This window comes from Actinomadura madurae, assembly GCF_900115095.1.
Lineage (GTDB): Bacteria > Actinomycetota > Actinomycetes > Streptosporangiales > Streptosporangiaceae > Spirillospora > Spirillospora madurae.
In genome coordinates this window covers 26,079-38,783 of record NZ_FOVH01000003.1, presented here as the reverse complement: position 1 = coordinate 38,783, position 12,705 = coordinate 26,079, and the positions used below count along the sequence as shown (strand labels likewise).

At 69.6% G+C, this 12,705-nt stretch carries 14 protein-coding genes; 6 read left to right on the top strand and 8 right to left on the bottom strand.

Annotated features, from left to right (window positions below):
- Window positions 1–207: 207 nt before the first annotated feature.
- A complete protein-coding gene (locus tag BM339_RS09760) occupies window positions 208–2,928 on the top strand; it encodes a hypothetical protein (protein ID WP_075020655.1) in 2,721 nt (906 codons plus the stop codon).
- Between the two features lies 1 nt (window position 2,929).
- Here the strand turns inward: BM339_RS09760 and BM339_RS09755 are convergent, their stop codons facing one another.
- A complete protein-coding gene (locus tag BM339_RS09755; RefSeq protein ID WP_075020654.1) occupies window positions 2,930–3,895 on the bottom strand; it encodes a LysR family transcriptional regulator in 966 nt (321 codons plus the stop codon).
- 154 nt (window positions 3,896–4,049) lie between these two features.
- Between BM339_RS09755 and BM339_RS09750 the strand changes: the two genes are divergently transcribed.
- Complete coding sequence (locus BM339_RS09750) at window positions 4,050–4,847, top strand: SDR family oxidoreductase (RefSeq protein ID WP_075020653.1); 798 nt, start codon at window positions 4,050–4,052, stop codon at window positions 4,845–4,847.
- A gap of 54 nt (window positions 4,848–4,901) precedes the next feature.
- Here the strand turns inward: BM339_RS09750 and BM339_RS09745 are convergent, their stop codons facing one another.
- From BM339_RS09745 to BM339_RS09730, 4 genes are read right to left on the bottom strand one after another with little or no spacing between them, the layout of a single operon-like run.
- Window positions 4,902–5,126 carry a DUF397 domain-containing protein gene (locus BM339_RS09745; protein ID WP_075020652.1) on the bottom strand — a complete coding sequence of 75 codons (225 nt, stop codon included), beginning with the start codon at window positions 5,124–5,126 and terminating at the stop codon, window positions 4,902–4,904.
- Entirely contained in the window at window positions 5,123–5,332 is a 210-nt protein-coding gene (locus BM339_RS09740; protein ID WP_075020651.1) for a DUF397 domain-containing protein, read from the bottom strand. The genes BM339_RS09745 and BM339_RS09740 overlap by 4 nt, the downstream gene beginning before the upstream one ends.
- Before the next feature lie 2 nt (window positions 5,333–5,334).
- Entirely contained in the window at window positions 5,335–5,547 is a 213-nt protein-coding gene (locus BM339_RS09735) for a DUF397 domain-containing protein (RefSeq protein WP_218163617.1), read from the bottom strand.
- Window positions 5,544–6,374 carry a helix-turn-helix domain-containing protein gene (locus BM339_RS09730; RefSeq protein ID WP_075020650.1) on the bottom strand — a complete coding sequence of 277 codons (831 nt, stop codon included), beginning with the start codon at window positions 6,372–6,374 and terminating at the stop codon, window positions 5,544–5,546. Before BM339_RS09730 ends, BM339_RS09735 begins: the two co-directional genes overlap by 4 nt.
- 127 nt (window positions 6,375–6,501) lie before the next feature.
- Here BM339_RS09730 and BM339_RS09725 point away from each other — a divergent pair, with 127 nt between their 5' ends.
- From BM339_RS09725 to BM339_RS09715, 3 genes are all read left to right on the top strand, one after another.
- On the top strand, window positions 6,502–6,729 hold the full coding sequence (locus BM339_RS09725) for a hypothetical protein (RefSeq protein ID WP_075020649.1): 228 nt from the start codon (window positions 6,502–6,504) through the stop codon (window positions 6,727–6,729).
- A gap of 65 nt (window positions 6,730–6,794) precedes the next feature.
- Complete coding sequence (locus BM339_RS09720) at window positions 6,795–7,097, top strand: hypothetical protein (RefSeq protein WP_021595211.1); 303 nt, start codon at window positions 6,795–6,797, stop codon at window positions 7,095–7,097.
- Window positions 7,098–7,484: 387 nt separating this feature from the next.
- Window positions 7,485–8,231: a hypothetical protein gene (locus BM339_RS09715; protein ID WP_177287659.1), complete on the top strand. Its 747-nt coding sequence runs from the start codon at window positions 7,485–7,487 to the stop codon at window positions 8,229–8,231.
- 4 nt (window positions 8,232–8,235) lie between these two features.
- Here the strand turns inward: BM339_RS09715 and BM339_RS09710 are convergent, their stop codons facing one another.
- The 3 genes from BM339_RS09710 to BM339_RS09700 are packed head-to-tail and all read right to left on the bottom strand — an operon-like array spanning window position 8,236 to window position 11,336.
- Window positions 8,236–9,510 carry a thymidine phosphorylase gene (locus tag BM339_RS09710; protein WP_021595208.1) on the bottom strand — a complete coding sequence of 425 codons (1,275 nt, stop codon included), beginning with the start codon at window positions 9,508–9,510 and terminating at the stop codon, window positions 8,236–8,238.
- A 10-nt stretch (window positions 9,511–9,520) separates the two neighbouring features.
- Complete coding sequence (locus tag BM339_RS09705) at window positions 9,521–9,925, bottom strand: cytidine deaminase (RefSeq protein ID WP_021595207.1); 405 nt, start codon at window positions 9,923–9,925, stop codon at window positions 9,521–9,523.
- Between the two features lie 52 nt (window positions 9,926–9,977).
- A complete protein-coding gene (locus tag BM339_RS09700) occupies window positions 9,978–11,336 on the bottom strand; it encodes an ABC transporter permease (protein WP_075020647.1) in 1,359 nt (452 codons plus the stop codon).
- Window positions 11,337–11,485: 149 nt separating this feature from the next.
- Here BM339_RS09700 and BM339_RS09695 point away from each other — a divergent pair, with 149 nt between their 5' ends.
- Window positions 11,486–12,694, top strand: coding sequence for an RNA-guided endonuclease InsQ/TnpB family protein (locus tag BM339_RS09695; protein ID WP_075020646.1), 1,209 nt, complete (start codon window positions 11,486–11,488; stop codon window positions 12,692–12,694).
- The last annotated feature ends 11 nt before the right edge of the window (window positions 12,695–12,705 follow it).

Sequence of the window (12,705 nt, the reverse complement as noted above, 5' to 3'; positions counted from 1 at the left end):
GCGCCTGGCGGAAGCCCCGTATACGTCCTGTCCTTCGGCAAGGAGAATCTCCGTCCGCGGCGCCGCGGAGATAGCGGGCAAATCAAGCGACCACGGAATGGCAGGAGTGGGCTGGGACGAGTGGCCGCGGTCATGAACGTCCCGGCGGACAGCACCGAAAGGCATATCCGGACGGCCCCGCGTCATGAGCCGTAAGATCCACTTGTTGTGAGCACCTCCCCCCACGCCCCGGAACTTGCGGCCCTGGCGGCGGCCGCCGGAACCGACCATCCGCGCAAGCTCAAGTCGGCCTTGACCAAGCTGGCCCGGCCGCTGTCCGCGGCCGACCGGATCTCCTTCTTCGAGGACGCGTGCCGCGCGTTCGCGGCCGCGGGCGTGTCGGAGACGGCGGCGGAACTCGCGACGTGGTCGTTCACCCAGGCCCGCAAGGCCGAGAAGGACGGCGCGAACCCGCCCGACGTGGAGCGGCTGCACGCGACGCTCCTGGAGTTCGTCCCGTTGGGAGCGGTCGCTCCGACCATCCTGCGCGATCACGCCAAGGCGCTCGGCGGGCACTTTCCGCCGGAGGAGGCGCACGCCCGGTTCCGCGAGGTGATCTGCGCGGGCTTCGACGCCGGGCTCATCCCGTACGCGAGGGTCTTCCCCGACCTGCGGAAGCTGGCCGTCGCGGCGGGGATCGCCAAGGACGACGAGGACGGGTTCCTCGCCGCGCGGCTGCTGCGCGACGGGCTGCTGCCCGGCGCGTCCCAGACGATCTGGGCCGCCGCGCAGAAGGCCCTGGTGACGGCCGCCGGACGCGACGACGACCTGATGGACCTGCTGATCGTGGCCGAGCCCGACCGGGCGCGGCACGAGAAGGAGGGCGGCGCCGAGCACGCCGAGAGGATGCGGCAGACCTGGCTGGCGACGCTGGCCGGCGCGGGAGCGGGTGCCCGGCTGACGGCGGTCTGGTTCGCCACCGCGGGCCGCCGCTGCGCCGCCGACACGCTGCTGACCCTCGTCGAGCAGGCCGGCAGGCGGCTCTTCCCGAGCGGCACCGGGCCGGGCGGCGACCCCGCCACCGATCCGGCGGCCATCCCGCCCAAGCGCGCGCCCTGGGGCGACATGTCCGACGCCGAGATGAGGGCCCAGCTCAAAGCCGATGTCGCGTCGGGCCACCTGTCCCGCGTCCATCGGGCGCTGTCGTGGCTGAGGTCCAAGGGGCACGGATTCATCCGACGCAATCCCGGATTCGCGCGCGAGCTGGAGTTCCACGATCCCCTGGACGCGCTGCTGTCGGAACTGCGCGCCGGCATCCCGGAGGAGTTCGGGATCCCCATCCCTTACCCGGGCCGTGCCGCACGGTCCGTCGTCCAGCATCGCGAGTACCTGTCCGTGCGGACCGGCCAGGAGGTCGAGGTCGACGACGGCGGCGGGTCTCCGTGGACGGTCCGTCTCGGCATCTTCCCGGAGAAGCTGATGCCCTGGTACGACGGCGAGGCCGTGCGCGTGTCCCGGGTGCGGCCGGACGGCCGCTGGCAGACGTTCCGGGCGGAGGGCCTGACGGAGGACGACAAGCTCGCGCTGACGTTCGAGCCGGAGACCTGCACGGCGCGTCCGGAGGCGCCCGGGGACGGCGAGGTCACCTTTCCGGGGGCCGCCGCGCCGAGCCGGGTCCGGCTCCACCAGGGCCGGATCACCGTCACCGCGCCCGACGGCTCGCAGAGCGTCCGGCTGGACTACACCCCGAGGGACCCGTCCGTGCCGCCGCCCGCCGTGTGGAGCAGGCGGAGCCCCGTGGACGCCGCCGGTTCGGCCGCGCTGCGCACCCTGGACAAGGACACGGTCGAGCGCCTGGTGTCAGCCGCGCTGCTCGCCCGCGGCACGGGCCCCGCACGGGAGGAACTCGCTCGCCTGGTGCCCGAGCTCACCGAACCTTCGCTGATCGACACGGTGGCCCAACGCGTGCGTGACGCGGCGAGCTGCCTTCTGACCGAGCACTGGTTCCGGGTGAAGGACGGCGTGGCGCCCCGCCCGCCGTACTCCCCGCTGCTGGAGCACCACCCCGAGCTGCCGGTGATGGGCCTGCGGCGGCTGGTGTCGCTGCGGGCCTTCGAAAAGCACGCTCTGGCGGCAGCGGAGGAGCCGGAGTCGGCGGAGCCCCGGCTGCTGTACATCCGCGACCAGCCGGAGGTGGTCGACGAGCTGATCGAGGACTTCGGCGGGCTGGCGCGCCACGTGATCCCCGTCCTGTGGCCGTGGCAGCGGCCCCGTGCCGCCTGGAGCCTGGACAAGCAGCGCGCCTGGGCCAACACCGGGTGGGGCGACGGAAACGGACGCTACCGGCTGCTCTGGTTCAAGCAACCGCCCAAGCCGTCGGAGCGGGGGACCCAGGTATGGCGCACGCGGAACGGATCGCTGCTGTCGTTCCGCGGGTGGCACCGGCGGGGGTTCGCGGCGGTCGAGTACTCGCCGGACGGGCGATTCGTCCCGATCCGGCTCCCGGAGCGCGACCTCATCGCCGACCCCGTGCCGCAGGGATGGCTCTCCCAGGAGAGACTGCTGCGGCTGGAGCGCCTGCTGGCAGAGAAGGGACCGCCCCCGGTCCGCGCGGAGACCGCGCGGGAACTGACCGTACGGACCGGCCTCACCACGGCGACAGCGGTCAACCTCCTGTACGGGTCCGAGGAGGAAAGCCTCCGCTCGCCATTCATGCCACGGACTGAGGACCTAGACCTTCCCCCCGAGATCGTCGACCTGCTCGAAGCCACGAAGCACGAGAGGTCGGAGTGGAACCACCGCTTCGCGTTCGGCCGTGACACGGGCCGCCTGGGGCTCATCCGGGAAAGGCTGCTGCCCGACGACCCCGCCGACCTGTGGACCACCGGCTTCGACATCACCCGCGCCGCCGACTGGTGGCAGGAGGAGTGCGACCGCATGGGCTGGTGAGTTACGCGTCCGGCCGTTCTTCGAAGGGCACTCCGTCGATGTTGGAACTCAGCGGCTCGTCGTCGGCGACAAGACTTTCGAGGGCTGCCGCGACGTGGCTTCGGAGCCACTGTGACGGGTAGCTACCGTCCAGGCGTGCGTGCCACCGTTGGTCGACCCCTAGGCTCGGCAACGCGAGCGGAAGCTCATGCCATCGCACCGGGACGTGGCGCTCGACCAAGTGCCGCGCGAGGATATGGGGGACAACGACGATGATGTCGTCTTCCAGGGCGAGCAGGGACGAAACCGCGTAGGTCGGCAGGGCGGCAACGACTCGACGCGAGCGTCCGATCCGCTCCAACGCGGTGTCGAGCAGGCTCATGGGCTGCCCTTGGGAAGAGACGTGTGGGTAGTGGCACAGCTGGTCGACCGTGAGCCGGTCGACTCGCCCCAGCACCGACCGTGAGGACACCACGACGACGAACCGGTCCACGTAGAGCCGTCGCACGCGCACATCGGGAGCGAACGTGCGCGTCAGACCGATGTCGAGATCGACCGAGCCGTTGCGCAGGGCGTCCGGATGATCGGAGTCGTCGGTCACGAACCGGAGAGTCACGTCCGGTGCCTCACCGGCGATCCGGCTGATCAATCGCGGAGCCAGCACAGGGGATAGACCGTCGTTAAGGCGTACTGCGAAGGACCGTCGCCATTTCCGTGGCTCGTCGTCGGCCCTGTCGGTGAATAGTTCGGCCGCGTCTTCGAGCAGTTTTCTGACCCGCCCGGCGCTCCCCAGCGCGAAGGGCGTCGGTACGAGCCCCCGGCCGGCCCGCACCAGGAGCGGATCGTCCAGGGCCCGCCGCAGACGCCCCAGAGCGCGGCTGGTCGCCGGCACCGACATGTGCAGGCGCTCCGCCGCTGCGGACACGCTGCCGGTGTCCATGAGCGCGTCGAAGACGCGCAGCAGATTGAGGTCGAGGTCGTCGGTCACCGCGCTCCGCTCCCGTCGTTTTCACCTGGCGAGAATAATGCTTGCGATCTTTGCAGTAGACGTAAAGACGGGCGCGAGCTTAGCTGGTCATCAGGGCCTGACAGCAGTGCATGACAACACCTCGGTGAACAGGCTGGGAGACAGGGAGACCGTGATGGACCTGCAACTGAAAGACCGCTCGGCGGTCGTCACCGGCGCGAGCAAGGGGATCGGTCTGGCGACAGCGCGCCTGCTCGCCGACGAAGGCGTACGGGTTCTCGGCGTGGCGCGCTTCCCCACCCCCGAGATGAAGGAGGTCGTATCCCTCGCGGTCAGCGCGGACCTCACGACGCCCTCCGGGGTGACCGCTGTCGCCTCTGCGGCCGAGTCCTGGGCGCCGGAGGGTCTGGACCTGCTCGTGAACAACGCCGGGGGCCTCGCGCCCGGGGACGACGATCCGAGCCACCTCGGCGGATTCGCCACGATCGACGACGCCGCCTGGGTCCGTACCCTTGAGCTCAACCTGCTCAGCGCCGTCCGTGTCACCCGGTCCCTCGTGCCGTCCTTGCTGCTCCGCGGCGGGGTGATCGTCAACGTCTCCTCGATCGGGGCCCGCATCGCCCACCCGCCGATCGACTACGGCGTCGCCAAAGCCGCGCTGACCAATCTCACCAAGGCGCTCTCCGAGGAGTACGCCCCACGCGGGATGCGCGCGGTGACCATCAGCCCCGGACCGACGCGCACCAGGAACTGGACGGACCCGGACAGTCTCGCCGGTGCCCTTTCGCGGTCGCGCGGGATCGGACAGGACGAATTGCTCGCCGATCTCCCGGAGGACGCGGGCATCAGCATCGGTCGGATCATCGAGCCGGAGGAGGTGGCGTCGGCGATCGCGTTCCTCGCCTCTCCGCAGGCGGGTGCCATCACCGGAAGCGACGTCCTCGTCGACGGTGGGGTCATCAAAACGGTCTGACGGCCGGGAGTCGCAACGCCGGGACCGGTTGCGGATGCAAGAGGGCGACGGCGCTCATCCGTAACGCGGTGGCGCCAAGTCGAACGCGCTTGCCTTCACCCGGCGCGCGAACACGCGCCACTCAGCTACTCCGAACGTGAGTTTGGGGCCTTCCTGGTCCCTGGAATCCCGCACGCCAACGCCGGAGTCGAGAGCGGCAACCTCCACGCAGTTGCCGCCTTGACCACCGCTGTGACTGCTCTTGCGCCACCGGACGCACGAGGAGTCTCGGCCGTTCATCCGTGCATGTCCAGGTCGTAATCGCTGCACTTCACACGATCAGCGAAGACGCGCCACGCCGCACCGCCAATTACCAACCTCGGCCCATCCGGATCCTTCGAATCACGCACGGCGACCCCCGAGGCGAGCTCCGCGACCTCTACACACTCGCCGCCGTGGGGGCCACTGCGGCCGCTCTTACGCCACCGGATACCGGACGCGGTCATGGCTACCCCTTCAAGTCGAACTCGCTCGCCTTCACCCGCTCAGCGAACACCCGCCACTCCGCCACACCGAACGTGAGTCTGGGGCCTTCCTGCTCCCTGGAATCCCGCACGCCGATGCCGGTTTCGAAGGCGGCAACCTCGACACAGTCACCGCCTTGGCCTCCGCTGTGACTGCTCTTGCGCCACTGCATGTGCAACGCTTCCGGAAGGCTCATTCGTAGTCCTCCAGGGCCTGGGTCACCCGCTTCAGCGACGCCGCCGCGGGCAACGCCTCGCCCATGACGAGATTGAAACGTGTCGAAGTCGCCTCGACTCTATCTGGATCGTGGATCAATTGTCCCGAACCAGCGGACTCCTGGTAAGCGACCTTGCGACCGTCCGGCATCTCAAGAATCTTGAAGGAACCGTCGAGAGCCGCCCAAGTCACCGAGTCAAAGGGCAGTATCCGGACCTGCACGTTGGATGCATTGGACATCACCTGAGCCAGGTAGGACAGTTGCTCGCGAAACACCTCCAGGCCTCCGGCGGGACGATGCAGGGCCGACTCGTCGACGACGAACCACATGCGGGGAGGCTTGGGCTTCACAAGGATTGCTTGCCTGGCCATCCGAGCCGCGACGAGCGCGTCCAGTTCGTCCGGCACTTGCCCGGCGTCCATGATCGCTCGGGCGTACGCCTCTCGCTGGAGGAGGCCCGGGATCACCTGGGCCTCGAAGCCGTAGATCGAGGTCGCCTTCGCCTCGTGTGCCACGAATTCGGGGAAGCCCGGCGGGAAGGCCAGGCATTTTCCCATCCGTTCGATCTGTCTCGCCATGTCCTCGAAGGGCTTGGTCGGGATCTTGAAGTACGTGTCCAGATCGATCGCGGAGGCGATGGACGGCTTGGTGCCGGTCTCCATCTTCTCGATCCATGCGTATGTGCAGCCGAGTGCGTCAGCCAGTTGGGGTCGCGACAACCCCGCCGCTTCGCGATAGCCACGCAGGACCAGGCCGAAGGTGCGGATCAGGGGGTCACGAGTGTGAGTGCCCGGCTCGACGGTCATGGGCCCTTCCTCGTTTCGGGGGCGATCATGGTTGGTGCGTTGTTGTGTTCGATCCGTAGCTCAGAGTAATGCGATTCCGTGAGGCTGGTCACACGAAATCGGTCGGGTGAGTGATCAGAGGTTCCTCATGGATGCGCGCGAGCGGAACGAGCGGGAGCTGGGGCGGCTGCGGGACGACTTCGGCGGGTGGCGGATCTGGCGGGCCGTGAAGCGGGACGGCCGGCTGGGCGAATGGGTCGCCAGCCTGCACGACCCCCGGGCCGGCGTCGAGCCGACGCTGATGTTCCCCAGTGCGCCCCTGCTGCGGAAGGCGCTGCTGCGGCAGGCCGAGGAAGCGCAGGTCCGGAAGCTCTGACGCCGCCTTCGAGCGCGGCGCGGCTGTCCCCCCAGGCCGCGCCGTCATATTCAGAGGAGGAACACATGTCTTCGGGAGACCACACCGGCGTCCTGCCTGCGACGCGCAACGACCGGCGAACCCACCTCGACGCGCTGCGGGCCGCCGTGGAGTTGCGGCCGGAGCTGGCGGGCGGGGTCGTGGAGCGGCGGGGCGTCGCGTGGGTGAGCGTCGTCCGGGTAGGCGGGCCTCGGCGGACGGTCGAGATCGGGTGCGACTACGTCCGGTCCGGGTGGTGGTTCACCTGGTCGGACGGGCGCCCGATCGCGCCGGTGGGGAACGTCCAGAGCGTCGTCGGTCGGCTTGTCCGTGAGCTGGGGGTCGCGTGAGCACCGCCTGGGTCGGCTCGGTGACGCTGCAACTCTTTGTGTTCGGCGGCTCCTGCATGGTGGCCGGATGGTTCTTCGGCTACCTCAGCGGGAGCCGGTGAGGGTGGCGGCCCCGCCGCCGGGGCGGCGGGGCCGGTCGCTCAGCGGGTTTGACCATAGGCGACCGTCGAAGCGGAAAGTTGTCGTTTCGGGCACCGGGGAAACACTGCAAACGCCGTCCAGAGACGGTCAGTGAAACGGCGCGCACCCCGTGGAGTACACACAGTCAGCTGTGCGAATATTGCATTTCTGGGGACAGTCGTTTGTTTACCGGCGTCTGTTCTCAGGGACGGGGCGTAGACGGCGGCACGGGGGATTCGCATGGGTGGGGATCGGATTTTCGGACGGATGTCGACCTGGCGCGGAGGATTGGTGGCCCTCTGCTCGGCGGCACCGCTCCTACTCACCGGATGCGGGTCGGGTGCGGACGAGCCGGACGCTGCCGCCTCGACGGCCTCCGCCGCGGCGGAGGCCGTCGCGAGCGAGACGCCGACACCGACGCCCACGCCGTCGCCGGCTTTCGGGCCGGTCATGAAGACCACCGTCTTCGACATCACCACCGATGACGGCTACAAGGCCACGATGACCGTCCGTTGGCACAAGCAGCAGATCGTGGAACGCAGCGCCATTCTTGAGCCGTGCGACGCGATCATCAGGTCCAACGAGACCCTCTCTAATGGCGGGGCGACCACGTCCGACCGAAAGGTGTACTACGTCGCTACGGCGGACGTCAGCATGGAATTTCCGGAGACCGGCGGATTCTCCTGGCCGCAGGAACAGAAGATGCCGGTCTCCTTCAGCGATGGCAATGAGAACCAATACTGGGACCGCGCGGTCACCTGCTACGACGGGCAGGACATGAACGACGCGAAGACCTCGCTCAGCAACTTCGCCATGTCGCCTGAATGGTCGTCGACGACGGTCATGTGGGTGCGGACGGCCGAGCGGACGCCGAAGAACCCGGACGGCAAGCTCGATGCCGACCCGGACGGCTACGAGGTCTCTCCCACCGTCGGGATAGGCGGAAAGTGCGACGAGCGGGGCACCAAGGACGACGACCCGTCGCTGAGGTGCTTCGCAAGGTACGGGAGCTGATCCGTCAGGAGACCCGGTCGATGACCAGGGGGTGCAGGGACGGCTCCCCCACCTCGGCGATCTCGTAGGCGCCCTCCAGGGATTCCAGGGCGCGGCTGATTCTGGTCTCGTCGTCGGTGTGCAGGGTCAGCAGCGGCCGCCCCTCCTTGACCGCGTCGCCCGGCTTGGCGTGGCAGACGACGCCCGCGCCGAACGACACCGGGTCCTCCTTGCGGGCCCGGCCGGCGCCGAGGCGCCACGCCGCGACCCCGACCCCGTAGGCGTCCAGCCGCGTGAGCACCCCGGAGGACGGGGCGTTGACCACGTGGGTCTCGCGGGCGGACGGCAGCGGCGCGTCCGGGTCCCCGCCCTGCGCGGTGATCATGCGCCGCCAGACGTCCATGGCCGAGCCGTCCCGCAGCGCGTCGGCCGGGTCCTTGCCCGAGAGCCCGGCGGCCTCCAGCATCTCCCGCGCCAGTGTCAGGGTCAGCTCGACCACGTCGGACGGCCCTCCCCCGGCGAGCACCTCGACGGACTCGGCGACCTCGACCGCGTTGCCGACGGCGTTGCCAAGCGGACGGTCCATCGCGGTGAGCAGCGCCACCGTGCGCAGGCCGTGGTCGGTGCCGATCGCGACCATCGTCTCGGCCAGCTCGCGGGCGTCCGCGGCCGTCTTCATGAACGCGCCCGAGCCGACCTTCACGTCCAGCACCAGCGCGCCCGTGCCCTCGGCGATCTTCTTGGACATGATCGAGGACGCGATCAGCGGGATCGACTCGACCGTCCCGGTCACGTCCCGGAGCGCGTAGAGCTTGCGGTCGGCGGGCGCGAGCCCGCTCCCCGCCGCGCAGACCACCGCGCCCGCCGAGCGCAGCACGTCCAGCATCTCGGCGTTCGACAGCGACGCCCGCCACCCCGGGATCGACTCCAGCTTGTCGAGCGTCCCTCCGGTGTGGCCGAGGCCGCGCCCCGACAGCTGCGGGACGGCCGCCCCGCACGCCGCCACCACCGGCGCCAGCGGCAGGGTGATCTTGTCGCCGACGCCGCCGGTGGAGTGCTTGTCGGTGGTCGGCCGGTCCAGCGCGGACCAGTCCATCCGCTCCCCGGACCGGATCATCGCCTCGGTCCAGCGGGCCACCTCGGGCCGGGACATCCCGTTCAGCAGGATCGCCATCGCCAGCGCCGACATCTGCTCCTCGGCGATCGCGCCCCGCGTGTAGGCGTCGACCGCCCAGTCGATCTGCTCGGGGGTCAGCGTCCCGCCGTCCCGCTTGGCGCGGATGACATCGATGGCGTCCACGGCCGTCCTCTCAGGCTCGCTCAACAAGGTCGTCGGGGCCGAACGCGTCCGGCAGGACGTCCGACATGGGCAGGATGCCGCGGGTCGTCTCCAGCAGCATCGCGGCGCCGCCGTGCTCCCACAGCAGCTGACGGCAGCGCCCGCACGGCATCAGCGGGTCGCCGTGCCGGTCGACGACCGCCACGGCGACCAACCGGGGCCGGTCCGCCTTCCCCGGGCCGTGCAGCGCCGACACGAGCGAGCACTCCGCGCACAGGCCGACCCCGTACGAGGCGTTCTCGATGTTGCAGCCGGTGATGACCCGGCCGTCGTCCACCAGGGCGGCGGCGCCGACCGGGAAACCGGAGTACGGGCAGTACGCACGCGTCATCGCCTCCCGCGCGGCATCGCGCAGGACGGGCCAGTCGACACTCATACGGGTTATCGTGCCTCACCTTTCTGGGGGGACGACCCCCCAGACCCCCCGGTCAACGTGCCTCACCGCGGCGGTACCGGAACCCGTTGGCGGCGGGCATGCGGAGCCGCTGGCTGGCCAGGGCCAGGACGAGCAGCGTCGTCAGGTGCGGCGTGAACGAGACCAGCTCGCCCGGGACGATGTCGCTCAGCAGGAACCAGGCGAGCAGCGCGACCGCGGCGACCAGCGACAGCGCGGAGCCGATGTAGGCGTTGCGCATGTCGCGGCGCTGCGCCACGTCCGTCGCCGCCTGCGGGCGCAGCCGGCCCGCCCGGAGCGCCTGCCATACCGCGACGCCGATCAGCAGGATCGCCACGAACAGCAGCAGCGCGTGGACGGCCTGCCCGCCGCCGCGCACGTTCATCGCGTCGGTGTAGCCGAACAGCAGCGAGCCCGCGGTGAGCCCGCCGGGGCGCCAGTTGCCGAAGATCATGGCGGCGAGGCCGATGAACCCGCGCCCGTTGGTCTGGCCGTCCTGGTAGAACGGGGCCGCCACGGTGACCAGGAACGCGCCGCCCAGGCCGGCGAACCCGCCCGAGATCATCACGGCCGCGTACTTCATCCGGTACACCTGCACGCCGAGCGACTCGGCGGCGTACGGGTCCTCGCCGCACGACCGGACCCGGAGCCCGAACGGCGTCCGCCACAGCACCAGGAACGTCAGCGGGACGAGCAGCAGCGACACCAGCGTCAGCAGCGACATGTCGCTGGTCAGGCCGCGCAGGATGCCCGCGAGGTCCGACAGCAGGAACCAGTGCCGGTCCTCCAGCGAGCCGAGCCAGTCGGGGCTCTGCCAGCCGCCGATCCTGCCGCCGGACAGCACCGGCAGCGTCAGCGTCTGGATCGAGTCGACCGGCGGCGACTGCCGGGGCCCGCCGCCGAGCGCCTTCGCCTCCCCCTTGTCGAAGATCAGCCCGGCGAGGAACTGGGTGAGGCCGAGCCCGAGGATGTTGATCGCGACGCCGGACACGATGTGGTCGACGCCGAACGACACGGTCGCGATCGCGTGCAGCAGGCCGCCGAGCGCGCCGCCGATGATCCCGGCGAGGACGCCGATCCACGGCCCCCATTGGTAGCCGGCCCACGCGCCCGTCCACGTCCCGAGGATCATCATGCCCTCAAGGCCGATGTTGATCACGCCAGACCGCTCCGACCACAGCCCGCCGAGCCCGGCGAGGAAGATCGGCACGGCGAGGCGGAGCGCGGCGCTGACCGTCCCGCTGGACGTCACCGGGTCGGCGTCGTCGATCACCCGGACCAGCGACAGCAGCACCAGCAGCCCGGAGGAGATCAGCAGGTAGTGCGGCCAGCGCAGCCGGCGCTTGCCGTTCGCGGCCTTCTTGACCTGCACGGTCTCGGTCGCGGCGCTCATCACATACCTCCGAGGAGACCCCCGCCTTTAGGCGGGAGAGGAATGGAACCCCTGCGGAGCACGACAGGGGCAGGCGCTTCGCTGCACGGCGAACCGCCGTCCACGACAAAGGAGCGATACTTAATTGATCTTGCAATAAAATGTGAGCCATGGCGAGGCAGGTGAAGCGGGCGTTCAAGTACCGTTTCCAACCCACCGATGAGCAGGCAGCGGAGCTGTCGCGCACGTTCGGCTGTGTCCGCCTCGTCTACAACCGGGCGCTGGCGCAACGCACCCATGCCTGGTACACCGAGCGGCGCCGCGCCTCCTACGTTGACACCTCGGCGTGGCTGACGGAATGGAAGAAGACCCAGGAGCTGGGGTTCCTGGGTGAGGTGTCGTCGGTGCCGCTGCAGCAGGCACTGCGGCACTTGCAGGCCGCGTTCGCCGCGTTCTTCGATAAGCGCGCGAAGTATCCGCGTTTCAAGTCGCGCAAGAAGTCCCGGCACAGCGCGGAGTACACCCAGTCGGCGTTCCGCTGGCGGGACGGTGAGCTGACGCTGGCGAAGATGCCCGGACCGCTGGACATCGTGTGGTCGCGTCCCCTTCCGGAGGGGGCGGAGCCATCCACGGTGACAGTGTCCAGGGACGCGGCCGGGCGATGGTTCGTGTCGATCCTCTGCAACGACACCATCCGGCGACTTGACCCCGTGGACCAGGCAGTGGGGGTCGACGCGGGGGTCACTTCGCTGGTGACTCTGTCCAGTGGCGAGAAGGTGACCAACCCCCGGCATGAACGCCGCGACCGGGAACACCTCGCCAAAGCCCATAGGGAGCTGGCACGCAAGGCGAAGGGGTCGGCGAACCGGGACAAGGCCAAGCGGAAGGTCGCCCGGATCCACGCGCGGATCACCGACCGCAGGAGGGACTTCCTGCACAAACTGTCGACTCGACTCGTCCGCGAGAACCAAACGGTCGTGATCGAGGACCTGAACGTCCGCAACATGGCACAAAACCACTCGCTGGCCCGCGCGATCTCGGATGCGGCGTGGCGCCAGTTGCGGACGATGCTGGAGTACAAGGCCGACTGGTACGGCCGTGAACTCGTCGTGATCGACCGGTGGTTCCCCTCCTCCAAGACGTGCTCGCTGTGCGGTGCCACCACCGAGAAGCTGCCCCTCAACACCAGGGAGTGGAAATGCAGCTGCGGCGCCCGGCATGACCGGGACGTCAACGCCGCGCGCAACATTCTGGCCGCCGGGCTGGCGGTGTCGGCCTGTGGAGCCGTTGTAAGACCTCAACGGGAGCCCTCCCGGACGGGGCAGTCGGCGACGAAGCAGGAAACCCACGGGGCGACCCGTGGGCTCCCCCGCCTATAGGCAGGAGAGGA